Genomic DNA, 18,349 nt, shown 5'->3' with positions numbered 1-18,349 from the left:
TTTTTTATGTCTAAAATCAGTATATTAAATGAGGCAGAAGATGACGCAGGACTATCGTAAGTCGGTGTTCAGGGCAATGGACTACATCAGCCAGCATCTGGATCTTAATCCGACTCTGGAAGAGGTCTCGCGCGAGGTCGCTGTGTCCTGCTATCACTTTCATCGCATCTTCAAAGCACAGGTTGGCGAAACGGTCGCTGAATTTACCCGTCGTCTGCGGATGGAAAAGGCCGCTATGAGCCTGATTGATGCACCGCATAGCGATATTACCGGGCTGGCATTACAGGTCGGATTTTCCAGTTCGCAAAACTTTGCCCGGGCATTTCGCCGTCATTTTTCCGTATCGCCAGGCGAATTTCGTCGCTCCCTTCGGGAGGCAATAAAAAGCAAGACAGGACACGTCTCTCAGCAAAAAAGCACCTATTCTCAGTGCGATACTACCCAGGCACACTGGCATACAGCAGGCTTTTTGGGTGCAAAAGTCATTGCGCTCCCCACGCGTAGGGTCGCATTTATGCGCCGATTTGGACCATACGGTAAAGAGACCTGCCAACAAACGCATCAGGACTTGTTGACCTCGTTGCCCGCCAGAACGCCGTTACAGGCTGCCGGAATGCTATGTGTTTACTGGGATCCGCCAGATGTGACGGCAGAACAGCATTGCCGCACGGATGTTGGTTTTGAACTCAGCGAGGGGGAGCAGGTCAGTCGACATATCGCCGTGCAGACAATAGCCGCCGGAAATTATCTGGTATGCAAGTGCGCAGCTTGGGGAGATCAGGTTGATAACACCTGGGCGCTCGCCTTTGCCTGGATGCGAACGAAAGGGCTGATGAAAAGAGATAAACCTTGCTACGAAATGTATTACAACGAAACCAATGCCGCGCAGGATTATTATGTCTATGACATTTGCATCCCTTTGAATTAACGCCAGAAAAATAGCTATCTACACATCAACGAATACGTTTATTCGCAACGCAATGGAGTTAATTTTTCATGAGAATTTCAATGCTCTTTCTGGCATGTTCACTGGCCGTCACGTCTTCCACGGTCTCTGCTCTGGAAGGTAATAAAATGATTATCTTTGGCGGGGAAATCTACAGCGCCGATCCAAATAATCCCTCTCCACAAGCCATCGCTATTGAAGGCAAAAAAATCATTGCCGTGGGAACGTTCAACGATGTGCTGAAGAAGGCCGGTTCTGATGCTATTCGCATTGATTTGCAGGGTAATTACCTGATGCCGGGGTTGATCGACAGCCACGCCCATGTTGCTGATGGCGGATTTAAAACGATCACCGTCGAATTTCCTGAAGGGATGACAAAAGCGGCAGCGATTAGAGCGTTTGTCGATAAAAATAAGCGTAACCCTCAGCGCGATCTCCATGGCGTCCAGTTTTACAGCAATGTATTCCTGGATTACTGGGACAATATTAGCCTGCTGGATAGCGTATTTAATGCGCCAGAATATCAGGATACGCCGGTGGTGCTGGCTGGATCGGATGCCCATACCGGCTGGGTTAATAACGCCATGTTACGTAAAGCCAAGTTGGATCCCCAGGCCATTGCTGACGCTGGCAACAGTATAAGAACCAATGTTGGGCTAACCCCCAATGGAAAACTCAACGGCTTTGTCTCCGAAGGCGCATGGGATCGGGTGCTCGGTGCCATTCCTCCCGTCGATAACGACAAAATTGCGCAGTCGATTATCGCTGGATCAAAGGTGATGAACCGCTATGGTATCACCGCCTGGATGGAGCCGCTGAGCAACCTGCGCCCGCTGGCACCGTCATTTGATGCTCACCCGGGACGCAACGATGAAGGGCTACTTCCGGCGTACAGTTCTCTGGCGAAGGACGGAAAACTCACCGCCCACGTAACCGGTCTGGCATTGGTCAATATTAACGCTTCTCCAGCAGCCATTGATGACGTAGTGGCTATCAGGGATAAATATGCCGGAATACCCGATATCAAGCTGGCTGGGATTAAAATCTTTCAGGACGGAGTGATTGAATATCCGTCCCAGACCGCGAAGTTGAGTCAGTCATACCTGAATCGACTTGGCTACAGTGGTAGTAACTCGCTGGATAAAGTGACGTTCTGTTCGCTGGTGGCCAAAGCGGATGCTGAAAAGTTGATTGCCCACTTTCATGCTATCGGCGATCGCGCCGTGCAGGAGTCACTGGATGCGGTTGCCTGTGCGCGCGAAAAGAATGGCAACAGCGGCATATTGCACAGCATTACCCACCTGGAAATAGTCAACCCGCAGAGCCTCCCTCAATTTCAGCAGTTGAACGTCGCAGCGTCTATGCAGTTGCTGTGGGCGGGTAAAGACGGTGCAACGACAACTCTGCTGGATGGCAAAGTGCCAGCGCCGTTACTCCAACACCTTTATCCTGCTGGCGATCTGTTCCGCCATCACGCGCTGATTGCGGGGGCCAGCGACTGGCCGGTATCTAGCCCCAACCCGCTGTTTGCCATTTACACGGCAGTTACGCGGATGGGGGAAGAGGGCGAACTGCCACCTGAGAGTGAAAAAATCAGCCGTGCCGCGATGCTACAGGCTTACACCCTGAATGCAGCAAAAGTTATTGGCCGCGATAAAGAAACGGGCTCAATTGCCGTAGGGAAAAGTGCTGACCTGGTGCTGTTCGATCGCAACCTTGAGAAAGTGAGTATTGAAAAGCTACGGGATGCCACGGTGCTTTGGACGATGTTTGCCGGAAAAAAAGTCTATAGCGGGAAGTAAACTGCTGCTGAAAGGCCACCGGGAGGTGGTCTTTTACATTACGATAGCCTGTTTTTTGAACCGTTAGAAAAGAAATACATCACGGCATTTTGATGAAAAATAGTCATCCTTGGCTACGCTTTTAAGTGTCATAAAAATAAAATTTTCGCGAAATGTTATTGTCATGAAATGCGTTAATAACTTGTTTTTGAAGTGTTTTTTAAATTCTGTATTTCACTTTTTTCCATTGTCATAAAACTGTCATATTTCGTACATTTAACTGTCACCTGTTTGTCCTATTTTGCTCACAGTAGCAACTCAAACAATGATTTACGAAAACCGTGCAGGAGACATTATGAAAGTTATGCGTACCACTGTCGCAACTGTTGTCGCCGCGACCTTATCCATGAGCGCGTTCTCTGTATTTGCCGCAGCGAGCCTGACAGGTGCAGGTGCAACTTTTCCTGCGCCAGTGTATGCCAAATGGGCTGATACTTATCAGAAAGAGACCGGTAGTAAAGTCAACTACCAGGGTATCGGCTCCTCCGGTGGTGTAAAACAAATTACGGCAAATACCGTTGATTTCGGCGCTTCTGATGCACCGTTGTCTGATGAGAAACTGGCGCAGGAAGGCCTGTTCCAGTTCCCGACCGTGATCGGCGGTGTCGTGCTGGCTGTAAATATCCCTGGCCTGAAATCCGGCGAACTGGTGCTGGACGGTAAGACCCTGGGTGATATCTACCTCGGCAAAATCAAGAAGTGGGATGATGAAGCCATCACCAAACTGAACCCAGGGCTGAAACTGCCTTCGCAGAACATCGCCGTTGTGCGTCGTGCTGATGGTTCCGGTACCTCTTTCGTGTTCACCAGCTACTTGGCAAAAGTGAACGAAGAGTGGAAATCTAAAATTGGTGCAGGCTCTACCGTTAACTGGCCAACCGGTCTGGGTGGTAAAGGTAACGACGGTATCGCCGCGTTCGTACAGCGTCTGCCAGGCTCCATTGGTTACGTTGAATATGCTTACGCTAAGCAGAACAACCTGGCCTATACCAAACTGATTTCTGCTGACGGTAAACCGGTAAGCCCGACCGAAGAAAACTTTGCAAATGCGGCAAAAGGTGCTGACTGGAGCAAAACCTTCGCCCAGGATCTGACTAACCAGAAAGGTGATGAGGCGTGGCCGATTACGTCCACCACATTCATCCTGGTTCACAAAGAGCAGAAGAAACCTGAGCAGGGCGTTGAAGTGCTGAAGTTCTTTGACTGGGCGTACAAAAATGGCGGTAAACAGGCGAATGACCTGGATTACGCCAGCCTGCCGGATAACGTGGTTGAGCAGATTCGTGCTGCATGGAAGACCAACGTGAAAGACAGCAGCGGTAAAGCACTGTACTAATAGAATATCTTTGACGAATTGGCGGATGGCGCTACGCTTATCCGCCCTACGGTTTCTACCGTAGGCCCAGAGTGTAGGCCGGATAAGCGTAGCGCCATCCGGCATGGGCAACTGAGTAAACGAGTTTAACTTAAAGAGTGATTTATGGCTGCAACCAAGCCTGCTTTTAACCCACCGGGTAAAAAGGGTGACATGATATTCAGCGTGCTGGTAAAACTGGCTGCGCTGATTGTGCTATTGATGTTGGGTGGCATTATTGTCTCTCTGATCATCTCCTCCTGGCCAAGCATTCAAAAATTTGGTTTCTCATTTTTGTGGACCAAAGAGTGGGATGCGCCAAACGACATCTACGGTGCGCTGGTACCGATTTACGGTACGCTGGTGACCTCGTTTATCGCCTTGCTGATCGCCGTTCCGGTGAGCTTCGGCATCGCTTTATTTTTGACTGAGTTAGCACCTAACTGGTTACGTCGCCCGCTGGGCATTGCAATTGAACTGCTGGCGGCGATCCCGAGTATTGTTTACGGCATGTGGGGCCTGTTTATTTTTGCCCCGCTGTTTGCAACCTACTTTCAGGAGCCGGTGGGTAACATCCTTTCCAACATACCGTTTGTGGGTGCCCTGTTTGCGGGTCCGGCCTTTGGTATCGGTATTCTGGCAGCCGGTGTGATCCTGGCCATTATGATCATCCCGTACATTGCGGCGGTCATGCGCGATGTGTTCGAACAAACACCGGTACTGATGAAAGAGTCAGCCTATGGCATCGGCTGTACTACCTGGGAAGTCATCTGGCGCATCGTCCTTCCGTTCACCAAAAATGGGGTGATTGGCGGCGTGATGTTGGGTCTTGGCCGCGCGCTGGGTGAAACCATGGCGGTGACCTTTATCATCGGTAACACCTACCAGCTCGACAGTGCATCGCTGTTTATGCCGGGTAACAGTATTACCTCTGCGTTGGCGAATGAATTTGCCGAAGCGGAATCTGGCCTGCATGTGGCTGCGTTGATGGAACTGGGGTTGATCCTGTTTGTGATCACCTTCATCGTGCTGGCAGCGTCTAAGTTCATGATCATGCGCCTTGCGAAGAACGAGGGGGCACGCTAATGGCTACGCTTGATATGCAAAACACCGCCGCGCTGGCGGAGTCTCGTCGTAAGATGCAGGCACGTCGCCGCTTGAAAAACCGCATCGCACTGACACTCTCAATGGGGACGATGGCGTTCGGTCTGTTCTGGTTGGTGTGGATACTGTTCTCAACGGTGGTTCGCGGTATCGACGGTATGTCGCTGGCGCTGTTCACTGAAATGACGCCGCCGCCGAATACGGCGGGTGGCGGTCTGGCGAATGCCCTGGCGGGCAGTGGGCTGTTGATCCTGTGGGCGACCGTGTTGGGTACGCCGCTCGGTATTATGGCGGGCATCTATCTGGCCGAGTACGGGCGTAAGTCCTGGCTGGCTGAGATTATCCGCTTTATCAACGACATCCTGCTGTCTGCGCCGTCGATTGTTGTGGGTCTGTTCGTTTACACCGTGGTCGTCGCGAAAATGGAACACTTCTCTGGCTGGGCGGGCGTGATTGCGCTGGCGCTGCTGCAGGTGCCAATCGTGATTCGTACCACCGAAAACATGCTCAAACTGGTGCCGGATAGCCTGCGTGAAGCGGCCTATGCGCTGGGTACGCCGAAGTGGAAGATGATTTCAGCGATCACCCTGAAGGCGTCTGTCTCCGGCATTATCACCGGTGTCTTGCTGGCGATTGCGCGTATTGCCGGTGAAACCGCTCCGCTGCTGTTTACATCGCTCTCCAATCAGTTCTGGAGCACCGACATGATGCAGCCGATAGCCAACCTGCCGGTGACCATCTTTAAGTTTGCGATGAGCCCATTTGTGGAATGGCAGCAACTGGCCTGGGCCGGGGTGCTGATTATTACCCTGTGCGTACTGCTGCTGAACATTCTGGCACGCGTTATTTTCGCGAAGAAGAAACACGGTTAAGACGAATTGCCGGATGGCGGCGTAAACGCCTTATCCGGCCTACGGTCGAACATATTTGTAGGCCTGATAAGCTGCGCGCCATCAGGCATGATAAGGAATAGATTGAAATGAGTATGGTTGATACTGCCCCAGGTAAGATTCAGGTTCGTGATTTGAACTTCTACTACGGCAAATTCCATGCCCTGAAGAACATCAACCTGGATATCGCTAAAAACCAGGTCACGGCGTTTATCGGGCCATCAGGCTGTGGTAAATCAACGCTTCTGCGTACCTTCAACAAAATGTTTGAACTGTATCCAGAACAGCGTGCGGAAGGTGAAATTCTGCTGGATGGCGACAATATTCTCACCAATACCCAGGATATCGCGCTGCTGCGTGCCAAAGTAGGGATGGTGTTCCAGAAGCCGACGCCGTTCCCGATGTCCATCTACGACAACATCGCGTTTGGTGTCCGTCTGTTTGAAAAACTCTCGCGTGCAGATATGGACGAGCGCGTGCAGTGGGCCTTGACCAAGGCCGCATTATGGAATGAAACCAAAGATAAACTACACCAGAGCGGGTACTCTCTCTCCGGTGGTCAGCAGCAGCGTTTGTGCATTGCGCGTGGTATTGCCATTCGGCCTGAGGTGTTGCTGCTGGATGAGCCGTGTTCGGCGCTCGACCCGATCTCTACCGGGCGTATTGAAGAGCTGATCACCGAGCTGAAAGAGGATTACACCGTCGTTATCGTTACCCACAACATGCAGCAGGCTGCGCGTTGTTCCGACCACACGGCGTTTATGTACCTGGGCGAGTTGATTGAGTTCAGCAACACGGACGATCTGTTCACCAAGCCCGCGAAGAAACAAACAGAAGATTATATCACCGGCCGTTACGGTTGATTCAGGAGCGCGTTATGGACAGTCTGAACCTTAATAAACATATTTCCGGCCAGTTCAACGCAGAACTGGAAAGCATCCGCACCCAGGTAATGACCATGGGCGGCATGGTGGAGCAGCAGCTTTCTGATGCCATTACCGCTATGCACAACCAGGACAGCGAGCTGGCGAAGCGCGTCATTGAGGGCGATAAGAACGTCAACATGATGGAAGTGGCGATTGATGAAGCCTGTGTGCGCATCATTGCCAAGCGTCAGCCGACGGCGAGCGACCTGCGCCTGGTGATGGCAATCATCAAAACTATCGCCGAGCTGGAACGTATTGGTGATGTAGCGGATAAAATTTGCCGTACCGCGCTGGAGAAATTCTCCCTGCAGCATCAGCCGTTGCTGGTAAGCCTGGAATCACTGGGTCGCCATACGGTGCAAATGCTGCATGATGTTCTGGATGCATTTGCGCGGATGGATCTGGACGAAGCGGTGCGTATTTACCGTGAAGACAGGAAAGTTGACCAGGAATATGAGGGCATCGTACGCCAACTGATGACCTATATGATGGAAGACCCGCGCACCATTCCGAGCGTGCTGACCGCACTGTTCTGCGCCCGTTCTATCGAGCGTATCGGTGACCGTTGCCAGAATATTTGCGAATACATCTTCTACTTCGTGAAGGGACAAGATTTCCGTCACGTCGGCGGCGATGAGCTGGATAAGCTGCTGGCGGGTAAAGACCCGAAGGAATAAGCGGCTTGTTGCGTTCGCCGGGATCCCCGGCGTCGCTATTGTAGGCCGGATAAGGCGTTACGCCGCATCCGGCATTCTGCGCCATCCGCTTTATGGCGCTTTGCTTATCAGGCCTACTGTTTAATCGACGATATTCCAACCCCGCGCCTTCCACAATGCCGGCAACTGTGCCAGATCGGTAAAGGTCGTCACTTTAGGATGATCGATCGGTTTGTTGTGCGAATCGGCGCAGAAGTAGAACACCTCCATCCCGGCATCAATCCCTGACTGCGCACCCGCTGCAGAATCATCCACCAGAATGCAGTTTTGCGGATTGACGTTCATGGCTTTTGCCGCATGGAACATCAGCGCCGGATCGGGCTTCCAGCGTTGGATATCATAGCCGCTGAACAGTAAATCCGGGAAATGATGCAGCATGCCTAGCTTGCCCAACGAGTGCTGCATTTTGCTGACCGGACCGTTCGACACCACGCACATCGGCACTGCCATGCTATCCAGCAGCGCGTTGGCACCCGCAATCACCTCCAGTTCCGTATCGAACAGGCGTGCGACCTCGGCGCGGTAAATCGGTTCTAGTTCGGCTTTTGCCAGTTCGACACCGTGCTCGTCGTTGATAATGTCGATGATCTCGTAGAGCTTTACCCCCTTGAAGCGTTTAAACGTCTCTTCAAGATCGAGCGTAATGCCAAACGCCTGGAACATGCTGACATACGCGCGAGAACAAATGACTTCACTGTCGACGAGGGTTCCGTCACAGTCAAAAAATACAGCTTCTATCTGGGACATGTCATTTCCGTTTTAACAAGTTTAACGTTTACGTACAGCATTATTGGGCGACGCAATCGTTGCCGTATAAGCAAAATCAATGGAAAAAAATCGCTCATAACCCACCCTATTGTCGCATTTTGGTATAGGATAGCGACGAATTTTCCCTCCTTGTTCGGAAATTGATAATGAGTCAACAACACACAACCCAGGCTTCTGGCCGGGGCATACTGGAACGCGTGTTTAAACTGCGCGAACATGGCACGACGGCACGGACCGAAGTGATCGCCGGTTTCACCACGTTCCTGACGATGGTCTACATCGTTTTCGTCAACCCGCAAATTCTGGGCGTAGCCGGAATGGACACCAGTGCCGTCTTCGTGACCACCTGTCTGATTGCGGCGCTGGGCAGTATCCTGATGGGCGTATTCGCTAACCTGCCGGTGGCGCTGGCGCCAGCGATGGGGCTGAACGCCTTCTTCGCGTTCGTCGTGGTACAGGCAATGGGCCTGCCGTGGCAGGTAGGTATGGGCGCTATCTTCTGGGGTGCGGTGGGTCTGCTGCTGCTGACTATCTTCCGCGTGCGTTACTGGATGATTGCCAACATTCCGGTCAGTCTGCGCGTGGGGATCACCAGCGGTATCGGTCTGTTTATCGGCATGATGGGGCTGAAAAATGCCGGCGTTATCGTGGCGAACAAGGATACGCTGGTTTCCATTGGTAACCTGACTTCTCACAGCGTGCTGCTGGGGGTCTTGGGCTTCTTCATTATCGCTATTCTGGCGTCCCGCAACATTCATGCGGCGGTGCTGGTTTCGATTATCGTCACCACCCTGCTGGGCTGGATGCTGGGCGATGTGCACTATAACGGTATCGTTTCTGCACCACCGAGCATCACCACCGTTGTGGGCCATGTTGACCTTGCCGGGTCGTTCAACCTGGGGCTGGCGGGGGTGATCTTCTCCTTCATGCTGGTTAACCTGTTCGACTCCTCCGGTACGCTTATTGGTGTGACGGACAAAGCGGGTCTGGCCGATGAAAAAGGCAAGTTTCCGCGCATGAAGCAGGCGCTGTTTGTGGATAGCGTCTCCTCGGTTGCCGGGTCCTTTATCGGTACTTCTTCGGTGACTGCGTATATCGAGTCGTCTTCCGGGGTTTCAGTTGGCGGGCGTACTGGTCTGACGGCTGTCGTGGTGGGGATCCTGTTCCTGCTGGTGATTTTCCTGTCGCCGCTGGCGGGAATGGTGCCGCCCTATGCGGCAGCAGGTGCGCTGATTTATGTCGGTGTGCTGATGACCTCCAGCCTGTCACGCGTGAAGTGGGATGACCTGACCGAAGCGGTCCCGGCGTTTATTACCGCCGTGATGATGCCGTTTAGCTTCTCGATTACCGAAGGTATCGCGCTGGGCTTTATTTCCTACTGTGTAATGAAAATCGGTACCGGACGCTTCCGCGACCTCAGCCCATGCGTGATCGTTGTGGCGCTGCTGTTTGTGCTGAAGATTGTGTTTATCGACGCACACTAAAATATCGGTATTCTCTACAGCCCGCCCGGCATTACTGCTGGCGGGCTTTTTCTTTTATGCTTTTACGCGCTGAATATAATCCCCGAAGGCGGCTAACTGGCCCGTCAGGTGATCCAGCGTGCTTTGATCAATCACTTCGCCGGTTTGTGTATCCACTTTATTCTGAATGACACCGCCCATAAACTCCGGTTTATTCATGACCATGGCGTCAAGGAACACCAGAATCTGGCGCAGATGGTACTGACAGCGGGCACCGCCAATCGCGCCCATTGAGCTGGTCTGGATCAGCACCGGTTTGCCTGCCAGAGGCTGATCGGGCAGACGGGACAGCCAGTCGATGGCGTTCTTCAGTCCACCTGGTACCGAATAGTTATATTCTGGTGTGACAATCACCACGCCATCCGCTTTTCTGATCTGCTCCGCCAGCGCTTCTACGCTTGCCGGAAAACCTTCTTCCTGCTGGAGATCGGCATCGTACAGTGGAATATCGCCAATCGACGGTAATGCGTTGACGTCCATCCCTGCCGGGGCAATTTTTGGCAGCGTACGGGCAACCATTCCATTAAATGAGCCTTTGCGCAGGCTCCCCAGTAACGTAACAACATTCAATGTTTCGGACATGGTTACTCCTGTTTCATCATGAAGGTTAAATCAGTTAAGCGTGTAGCTCTTCGCTGCGGATAATTGAGAGAAGCGGATCAGGCGGCCCGTTGGCGCATTGGCGCGAGTCTGGATATCGGGCAAACTTTTCCAATCCTGCTTACCATCAAACTCCCAAACCTTGAGTTTTTCAATGGCTGGCGTCACCGCGACCGACCACACCAGCACATCTTCCGCATCGCAAATGGCTTCGATCTGCGCCGTATGGGCGCATTTCAGGCGTCCGGCGCCGGGTAACAACTGGAGTTCGCGCGGATCGTCATTGCTCATATCACCGGTAAGTTTGAGTACGCTCTGGCGCAGGGTAATGAGCTGTGCGCGTGCTTCATTCGGATCGCTTTGGTTGTTGATCCACAGGTTTTCGTTGCTGGAAAAGCGCCTGGTGTCCGTCGAATGTGGATAGTTAAACCCACGGATTGCTCGCTGAAGTTCCATATCCAGGCCGCAGCTGCCTTCTGTCGTCAGCGCAACGCCGACGATATTTCCGGCGTAGGAAATGGAAAATCCGGGCAGATTTTTATCGCGAAAGACCGGTTTGCCTTTGGCATGTTGCACGATTTCGGGCAGCGAGCTGGTGCCGTAAAGCATAAACATCAGTTCAGCGAGGAGGCTTCTGGAGGCCAGAAAGCGTGTTCGGCGGTGAGTTGGGAGGCTGTTTGCTTCGATATGACATGGAGAAGGGAGGCGAACTGAAATCAGGTGTCCCTCCGTAAGAATCCCTCTGGCAAAATGTGTCGCCATTTTTCGCTCCGTGATTAATGGTCCGTGATTATTACCAGAGTAACATTTACACGGCGTCCAGGCAGGCTTTGCTGCCTAAAAATCAGGCGAAAACGGGATACATTACGCGACATTTACATTTCTGACACTATCATGGTTAATTTAGCAACAATTTGGGCGCGCAGTGTCAGGACATATCACGATAGAGCGTCTTGATCGTGTCTTTCAGCCAGACGATCTTTGGATTGTGGCTGTTACGTTTATGCCAGAGCAGGGTGAACGGTACGCGCATTTTTTCCAGCTGTGCGGTATCAAAGGGCAGCGGGCGTGCCACCAGTGGAAGCTGGTGGAGTTGATTATAACGCTGACAGTAGACTGGGGCAGTGGCTATCAACGCGTGATCCGGTTGGGCGGCCATAAACAGAGACTGCTCAAACCCCGGTAGGCTCAGGGCGATAGTGCGTTTGCGTCCCATCTCCTGCAGCACATCGTCCAGCGCCCAGGTATCGCTTTGTTCCCAACTGATGCTGATATGCGGATAGCGCAGGAAGGTCTCCAGGTTCCACTCTTCTCGTAACGCCGGATGATCTTCGCGCAGCCAGACGCAGGGGAGATCGGAAAACAGCACCTCATGGTCGATAGATAACGGCAGCAGGCTCAGCAACTCGCGTGAGCGCGGGTGGCTTTCGCGCCCGGTAAACCCGATATCCACCTCACCGCGAATAATGGCGTCCAGCGAATCGTAATCCCAGTTGCGCACTTTGATGGACGCTTGCGGATAGCGTTGATAAATCTGCTGCGAGAGTGCGTTGAACATGATCATCACCAGCGGCGTCTCGGCCACCAGATCAAACTTCAACCCGCGCGGTGCTTCGTGATGCGGCTTATCGAGCAACTGATTGCCCATCTGCATCCACTCCGCCAGGTTCTGTTCCATACTGACCATCAACGGCGTCGGCGTCAGCCCCAGCGGGGTGTTTACAAACAGCGGATCGTCAAACCAGGATCTCAGCTTCGCCAACGATTTACTGACCGCCGACGGCGTGACGTTCATCCGTTTGGCGGTTTTGGTGACGCTGCGCTCCTGCATCAGGAGCTGCAGGCAGAGCAGTAAATTAAGATCGAGACTGCTGAGGGATTTCTTCATGAGTAGGCGCGGACCGGTTAGGAGCAACAGTGATAATCAGCATGATGCTCACTATGCTACAGCCAATCAGAATCCCGATCAGCATATTCAACGCGTCAAGCCCGAGGACAGCCGCCAGCCAAATCCACAGCGATGAGCCACAAACCTGGGCGATGCCTAGCGTTGAGCTGGCGACGCCCGCTCGCAGCGAGAACGGTCCCAGCGCCTGGCTCATGGCAACGCCGAAACCAACCGAGAAACCGGCGCAGATTAACGTCAGGCCAAACAGTGTAACGGTGTGCGTGCTGGCAAGGGTTAACACCACGCCTGCGCTCAGGAACAGCACCTGCGAGGCCAGCATCAGAGTGCGGGGCTTAAACAGGCTCAGGGCGAACGGCGTGGAGAAAGAGACCGCCATACTGACCCCTGCGGTCATCGCCATGGTCGTGGCGTATTCACCACGGTCAAAACCCATTACCTCCATCAACAGTACTGGTGAGGTGTTGACGAAGGTGAGGATCACCGACACGCTAAGCGTGGTAATCGCCAGTCGGCTTAAGAAAAAGCGGTTTACCAGCGATTCGGTGCGCTGCTCAACGCCCGCCGACGTCGACAGCCTCGCTGGGCGCGATTCTCGCAGGATAAACACCGACAGCAGGCAAACTGCCACGCCCATACCAATCATCGTGTAGAACAGGCTCTGCCACGGGTATTTGAGCATAATCAGATGCCCCATTACCGGGGCCAGAACTGGCACGATACAGGTGATACCGTTCAACAGAGACAGCACCTTCGCCCGGCGGCGATCGTCGAGCGTATCGCGCAAAATCGCAAAGGCCACTACATAACAGCAGCCTGCGCCAATTCCCTGAATAAAACGGCCCACCAGGAACGGCGTACCGCTCTCGGCGAATGAACACAGGGCGGAAGCAAAAATAAAGATCAGGGCGCCGACAATCGCGACCGGTTTACGACCCGATTGGTCGGCAATCTTACCGGCGAACAGCATCGCCGCAGCCATTCCGGCCAGATACACCGAAAATGCGATATGCAGCTGTGCTTCGCTGGCGTTAAGGTCGGCGGCAATACGCGGTAACCCCACCAGATACATATCAATACCGGCAGGATAAAGCAGAACCAGAGCAAAACTGCAGATTAAAAAGCGTGTCATAGCGACCTCATGAGGAATGTGGCGCTAAGAATACGGGGAGAGCGTCAGTAGCACGAGTTGCCATTCGGACAACAGTGATTTCCTGTGAGGAAATCACTTGTTGCCGGATGGCGACTTTGCCTTATCGGGCCTACGGGTCCTGTAGGCCCGGCAAGCATCGCGCCACCGGGCAACATAACGTTACTTACCGATACAGAAGCTGGAGAAAATCCGTCCCAGCAGATCGTCGGAGGTAAACTCCCCAGTAATCTCACTGAGATTCTGCTGCGCGAGGCGTAGCTCTTCTGCCAGCAATTCTCCGGCCCTGGCGCCCAACAGCTGAGCTTTGCCTTGCTCGAGATGCTCTGCCGCTTCTGCCAGTGCCTGCAGGTGACGACGGCGCGCCAGGAAACCACCTTCCATATTGGTTTCGAAACCCATGCTCTGCTTGAGGTGGTTGCGTAGCACGTCCACGCCTTCACCTGTACGCGCGGAGAGGCGAACCAGTGAGTGGTCATTTACTTCGCTAAGGCCCAGCGTTTCTCCAGTGATATCCGCTTTGTTGCGTACTACGGTGATGGGTAACTTCGTCGGCAAACGTGCGATAAAATCAGGCCAGATATCGGCCGGGTCGACGGCATCGGTGGTGGTGCCATCCACCATAAACAGCACGCGGTCGGCCTGTTCGATTTCTTGCCAGGCGCGTTCGATACCAATGCGTTCGACTTCGTCACTGGCGTCACGCAGACCGGCGGTGTCGATGATATGCAGCGGCATACCGTCGATATGAATATGTTCGCGCAGCACGTCGCGGGTGGTGCCAGCAATGTCGGTGACAATCGCCGCCTCACGGCCCGCTAAGGCGTTCAGCAGGCTTGATTTCCCGGCGTTAGGACGTCCGGCGATCACCACCTTCATTCCTTCACGCAGCAGGCTACCCTGACGCGCTTCGGCCCGTACGGCATCGAGATCGGCGATGACGTTATTAAGCAGGCCTTCAATTTTACCGTCAGAGAGGAAGTCGATTTCCTCATCTGGAAAATCAATCGCCGCTTCCACGTAGATGCGCAGGTGAGTGAGTGCTTCCACAAGGTGATTTACGCGGGCGGAGAACGCACCCTGCAAGGAGTTCAGCGCGGAACGTGCGGCTTGTTCTGAACTGGCATCGATCAGGTCGGCAATGGCTTCTGCCTGGGCTAAATCGAGTTTATCGTTCAGGAACGCGCGCTCCGAGAACTCACCGGGTCTGGCAATACGCAGGCCGGGAATAGTCAGAATACGTTTTAATAGCAGGTCGAGAATGACCGGGCCGCCGTGGCCCTGCAATTCTAAAACGTCTTCACCTGTAAAGGAGTTTGGACCGGGGAACCACAGGGCAATCCCCTGATCCAGCGTGCTACCATCGGCATCTTTAAACGGCAGGTAGTCGGCATAACGTGGTTTTGGCAGTTTGCCCAGTACGGATTCTGCAACCTCGCGGGCTTTCAGGCCGGAGATGCGCAGAATACCCACACCACCACGTCCCGGTGGGGTGGCCTGAGCGACGATGGTGTCGTTATGGCTCATGATATGTCTCTTAAATACCAATAATAAAAAAGGCGGTCAATCGACCGCCCTTTAATTTATGTTCCGTTTGCCGGATGGCGGCTTCGCCTTATCCGGCCTACAACCGAATCAGGAATTCTTTTTCTCGCGGCTATGCAGGCCACGCTTCTCCAGACCACGGTAAATCAGCTGCTGCTGAATAATAGTTACCAGGTTGCTGACGATATAGTACAGCACCAGACCTGACGGGAACCACAGGAAGAACACGGTGAAGATGACCGGCATAAAGGTCATGATCTTCTGCTGCATCGGGTCGGTCACGGTGGTCGGCGACATCTTCTGAATGAAGAACATCGTTACGCCCATCAGGATCGGCAGGATGTAGTACGGGTCCTGTGCAGACAGGTCATGGATCCACAGTGCGAACGGCGCATGGCGCAGTTCAATGGAGCCCATCAGCATGTAGTACAGTGCCAGGAAGATTGGCATCTGGATGATCAGCGGGAAGCAGCCGCCCAGAGGGTTAACCTTCTCAGCTTTGTACAGGGCCATCATTTCCTGGCTCTGACGCTGTTTGTCATCGCCCAGACGCTCACGCATTGCCTGAATCTTCGGCTGCAGCATACGCATCTTCGCCATGGAGGTGTACTGCGCTTTAGTCAGCGGGTACATGATGCCACGAACGATAAAGGTGATAACGATGATAGAGAAGCCCCAGTTACCCAGGAAGCTATGGATCCACTTCAGCAGTTTGAACAGCGGCTGAGAGATGAACCACAACCAACCGTAGTCGACGGTCAGATCCAGGTGCGGTGCAACGGCCGCCATTTTATCCTGAATTTCCGGGCCAACCCACAGGGTGCTGGTCATCGCGCTTGTCTGGCCCGGTTGAACCAGTACCGGCTGAGATTTATAGCCGATAGCGGCAATGCCGTTACCCAGATTTGCGGTATAGAAGTTATTGGTGCCGTCGTTACGCGGAACCCATGCCGTGGCGAAATACTGCTGCAGCATTGCGACCCAGCCGTCTTTAGCGTTGACGTTCAGGTTTTCGTTTTCAGCAATGGTGTCGAACTTGTATTTCTCATACTTCTCATCAGGCGTGGAGTAAGCCGCGCCACGGAAGGTATGCAGCGCAAAGTTGCTGCTACCAGTGTCGAGATGAGAGGGCAGATTGATGGATTGCTTCAGCTGACCAAAGGTGGAGATTTCCAGCGGCTTCTCGCTGGCGTTCTGCACGCTGTAGTTAACGCTTACCGCATACTCACCGCGCTTGAGAACAAACGTTTTGGTAAACGTGTTGCCAGCGGCGTCTGTATAGGTCATCGGGATCTGCAGTTCATTTTGACCGTCAGCCAGTACAAAAGCGTCTTTGTCGACGTTGTACAGCGGACGCGGGCCGTTAGCCGGGTTATCCGGGCCGTCACGACCTGTCAGGCCACTCTGTGCCTGATAGATGAACTGTGGTGTGGTATCCAGTAACTGGAACGGTTCGGTAGAACCGAGTTCTTTCGGGTAAGCTGGCAGTGAAGCCTGTTCCACATCACCACCACGGGTGTTGATGGTCAGATCAAGCACGTCAGTCTTAACCGTAATCAGTTTCCCCTGGCCACTGGCCGGTACGCCCTGGTCGGCGGCGCTACCCGCTGCGGTGGTCGTTGTCTGCGTGGTCTGTTGAGCCTGAGGTTGCGGATTTTTATCCTGCTCCCAGGCTTGCCAGATCATGAAAGACACGAACAGCAAAGCGATGACTAAAAGATTGCGTTGCGAATCCATCGTTAGTGTTCTCTGGTATCAAATGGTCCGGGTGGGACGGGATCGTCACCACCAGGGTGTAAAGGGTGGCATTTTAATACGCGTTTCACCGTCAACCAACTGCCTTTTATCACTCCAAACCTGCGCAATGCCTCAATTCCGTAGCTCGAACAGGTTGGAGTGAAACGGCAATGCGGCCCAAGCAGCGGACTGATCAGGCGTTGATAGACCCGAATGAGGGCTATCAGGACCCGCGAGCCAGGCGACAATGGCGACGCCATAATTTTTCCAACGCTTCCGAGAGAGCACGGTTATCGAGGTCGGCAACCCCTTTTTTAGCCACCACTACGAAATCCATCGCTGGAAGTTCGTGCTGACGTAAACGGAAGCTTTCACGCGTCAGGCGTTTAATCCTGTTGCGTTCATGCGCACGTTTAACATTTTTCTTGGCGACCGTTAGACCGATGCGGGGATGCCCCAGCGAATTTTGGCGGCCGAGAATGGTGATTTGCGGCGTGCCAGCCCGTTGTGGCTGCTGGAAGACGAATGTGAAATGAGTGGGAGTTAACAAACGTAACTCCCTGGGAAATGCGAGCTTAACCACTCAGGGGCTAGCTTTTATTACTTAGAAACGGTCAGACGAGAACGGCCTTTAGCACGACGACGTGCCAAAACCTGACGACCATTTTTATTAGCCATACGAGCACGGAAGCCGTGAGAACGGTTGCGCTTCAGTACAGACGGTTGAAAAGTGCGTTTCATGGCGATTTCTACCTAAACTTGAATAAATTCACTGACTTTTGCGTATACCCGAACGAACTTCGAACGACTTACGCCACAGTGTGGGTGATTAAAGAGGCCGGATTGTAATAATTGTACACTCCGGAGTCAATTCTCTTTCCTTAATTCCCGCTTTTTTCCGCATGGTTTCGCGTAAAAAACAGGCAGCGTTGACGCCGTGAGGCGACCTTTACTCGCTGGGGGTAAGAATTATACGGGCTGGTGGATAAAGCGCAAGGATCGCACGGGATCTTTATTAGATCGTTTTCGCAGTAAAGCATCTTTACTCATTAATTTTTTCAATATGCGCGCGAAAACCTGCAGCACTTCTCCAGGATCGTTTACACTTAGCCGATTCTGGATCATCCTGTGGATAAATCGGGAAGAATCTGTGAGAAACAGAAGATCTCTCGCTCAGTTTAGGCTATGATCCGCGGTCCTGATCGTTTCAATGGATCCTGATCAGGCATATAACCGCAGACAGCGGTTCGCACGTCACCCTCACGCAGGGTCTTTTCGACGTGCGCCAACAATCATGAATGTTTCAGCCTTTGTCATTTATCGACTTTTGTTCGAGTGGAGTC

General features: G+C 53.1%; 18 protein-coding genes. 8 read left to right on the top strand and 10 right to left on the bottom strand.

Features of this window, described 5'->3' with window-relative positions; all coding sequences use genetic code 11:
* Positions 1-40: 40 nt before the first annotated feature.
* The 7 genes from FDX01_RS01645 to phoU all read left to right on the top strand — a co-directional run bounded on the left by FDX01_RS01645 (position 41) and on the right by phoU (position 7,738).
* Positions 41-928, top strand: coding sequence for an AraC family transcriptional regulator (locus FDX01_RS01645; RefSeq protein WP_137399126.1), 888 nt, complete (start codon positions 41-43; stop codon positions 926-928).
* A 68-nt stretch (positions 929-996) separates the two neighbouring features.
* Complete coding sequence (locus tag FDX01_RS01640; RefSeq protein ID WP_137399125.1) at positions 997-2,748, top strand: amidohydrolase; 1,752 nt, start codon at positions 997-999, stop codon at positions 2,746-2,748.
* A 334-nt stretch (positions 2,749-3,082) separates the two neighbouring features.
* The gene (gene pstS / locus FDX01_RS01635; protein ID WP_096758984.1) at positions 3,083-4,123 is read left to right on the top strand and encodes a phosphate ABC transporter substrate-binding protein PstS; all 1,041 of its coding nucleotides are present in this window, start codon (positions 3,083-3,085) and stop codon (positions 4,121-4,123) included.
* A 144-nt stretch (positions 4,124-4,267) separates the two neighbouring features.
* Positions 4,268-5,227 carry a phosphate ABC transporter permease PstC gene (gene pstC / locus FDX01_RS01630; protein ID WP_096758985.1) on the top strand — a complete coding sequence of 320 codons (960 nt, stop codon included), beginning with the start codon at positions 4,268-4,270 and terminating at the stop codon, positions 5,225-5,227.
* Positions 5,227-6,117: a phosphate ABC transporter permease PstA gene (pstA, locus tag FDX01_RS01625; RefSeq protein ID WP_096758986.1), complete on the top strand. Its 891-nt coding sequence runs from the start codon at positions 5,227-5,229 to the stop codon at positions 6,115-6,117. Before pstC ends, pstA begins: the two co-directional genes overlap by 1 nt.
* A gap of 107 nt (positions 6,118-6,224) precedes the next feature.
* Positions 6,225-6,998, top strand: a complete 774-nt coding sequence (gene pstB, locus FDX01_RS01620; RefSeq protein ID WP_003023821.1) for a phosphate ABC transporter ATP-binding protein PstB — start codon at positions 6,225-6,227, stop codon at positions 6,996-6,998.
* A 14-nt stretch (positions 6,999-7,012) separates the two neighbouring features.
* A complete protein-coding gene (gene phoU / locus FDX01_RS01615) occupies positions 7,013-7,738 on the top strand; it encodes a phosphate signaling complex protein PhoU (protein ID WP_115259878.1) in 726 nt (241 codons plus the stop codon).
* Between the two features lie 120 nt (positions 7,739-7,858).
* Here the strand turns inward: phoU and yieH are convergent, their stop codons facing one another.
* Positions 7,859-8,524, bottom strand: a complete 666-nt coding sequence (yieH, locus tag FDX01_RS01610) for a 6-phosphogluconate phosphatase (RefSeq protein ID WP_096758988.1) — start codon at positions 8,522-8,524, stop codon at positions 7,859-7,861.
* A gap of 167 nt (positions 8,525-8,691) precedes the next feature.
* Here yieH and adeP point away from each other — a divergent pair, with 167 nt between their 5' ends.
* Complete coding sequence (gene adeP / locus FDX01_RS01605; protein ID WP_138140552.1) at positions 8,692-10,029, top strand: adenine permease AdeP; 1,338 nt, start codon at positions 8,692-8,694, stop codon at positions 10,027-10,029.
* A gap of 54 nt (positions 10,030-10,083) precedes the next feature.
* On the opposite strand, the gene FDX01_RS01600 is transcribed toward adeP, so the two are convergent.
* From FDX01_RS01600 to rpmH, 9 genes are all read right to left on the bottom strand, one after another.
* On the bottom strand, positions 10,084-10,650 hold the full coding sequence (locus FDX01_RS01600) for an NADPH-dependent FMN reductase (protein ID WP_096758989.1): 567 nt from the start codon (positions 10,648-10,650) through the stop codon (positions 10,084-10,086).
* Between the two features lie 30 nt (positions 10,651-10,680).
* Positions 10,681-11,430, bottom strand: a complete 750-nt coding sequence (locus FDX01_RS01595; protein ID WP_115259880.1) for a 4'-phosphopantetheinyl transferase superfamily protein — start codon at positions 11,428-11,430, stop codon at positions 10,681-10,683.
* A 166-nt stretch (positions 11,431-11,596) separates the two neighbouring features.
* A complete protein-coding gene (gene yidZ / locus FDX01_RS01590) occupies positions 11,597-12,556 on the bottom strand; it encodes an HTH-type transcriptional regulator YidZ (protein WP_117342605.1) in 960 nt (319 codons plus the stop codon).
* A complete protein-coding gene (locus FDX01_RS01585; protein WP_137399124.1) occupies positions 12,525-13,706 on the bottom strand; it encodes an MFS transporter in 1,182 nt (393 codons plus the stop codon). The genes yidZ and FDX01_RS01585 overlap by 32 nt, the downstream gene beginning before the upstream one ends.
* Positions 13,707-13,886: 180 nt before the next feature.
* The gene (mnmE, locus tag FDX01_RS01580; RefSeq protein WP_137399123.1) at positions 13,887-15,251 is read right to left on the bottom strand and encodes a tRNA uridine-5-carboxymethylaminomethyl(34) synthesis GTPase MnmE; all 1,365 of its coding nucleotides are present in this window, start codon (positions 15,249-15,251) and stop codon (positions 13,887-13,889) included.
* Positions 15,252-15,359: 108 nt separating this feature from the next.
* Positions 15,360-17,006 carry a membrane protein insertase YidC gene (gene yidC, locus FDX01_RS01575; protein WP_115259883.1) on the bottom strand — a complete coding sequence of 549 codons (1,647 nt, stop codon included), beginning with the start codon at positions 17,004-17,006 and terminating at the stop codon, positions 15,360-15,362.
* A gap of 2 nt (positions 17,007-17,008) precedes the next feature.
* Positions 17,009-17,266: a membrane protein insertion efficiency factor YidD gene (yidD, locus tag FDX01_RS01570; protein WP_003023846.1), complete on the bottom strand. Its 258-nt coding sequence runs from the start codon at positions 17,264-17,266 to the stop codon at positions 17,009-17,011.
* Positions 17,230-17,589, bottom strand: a complete 360-nt coding sequence (gene rnpA / locus FDX01_RS01565) for a ribonuclease P protein component (RefSeq protein ID WP_096758995.1) — start codon at positions 17,587-17,589, stop codon at positions 17,230-17,232. The genes yidD and rnpA overlap by 37 nt, the downstream gene beginning before the upstream one ends.
* A 17-nt stretch (positions 17,590-17,606) precedes the next feature.
* The gene (gene rpmH / locus FDX01_RS01560; protein WP_003023858.1) at positions 17,607-17,747 is read right to left on the bottom strand and encodes a 50S ribosomal protein L34; all 141 of its coding nucleotides are present in this window, start codon (positions 17,745-17,747) and stop codon (positions 17,607-17,609) included.
* Positions 17,748-18,349: the final 602 nt, after the last annotated feature.

The organism is Citrobacter sp. wls613 (assembly GCF_005281195.1).
In the GTDB taxonomy this organism is placed as follows: domain Bacteria; phylum Pseudomonadota; class Gammaproteobacteria; order Enterobacterales; family Enterobacteriaceae; genus Citrobacter; species Citrobacter gillenii.
The sequence above is the reverse complement of the archived record's forward strand: the minus strand, read 5'-3'. Positions and strand labels throughout refer to the sequence as shown.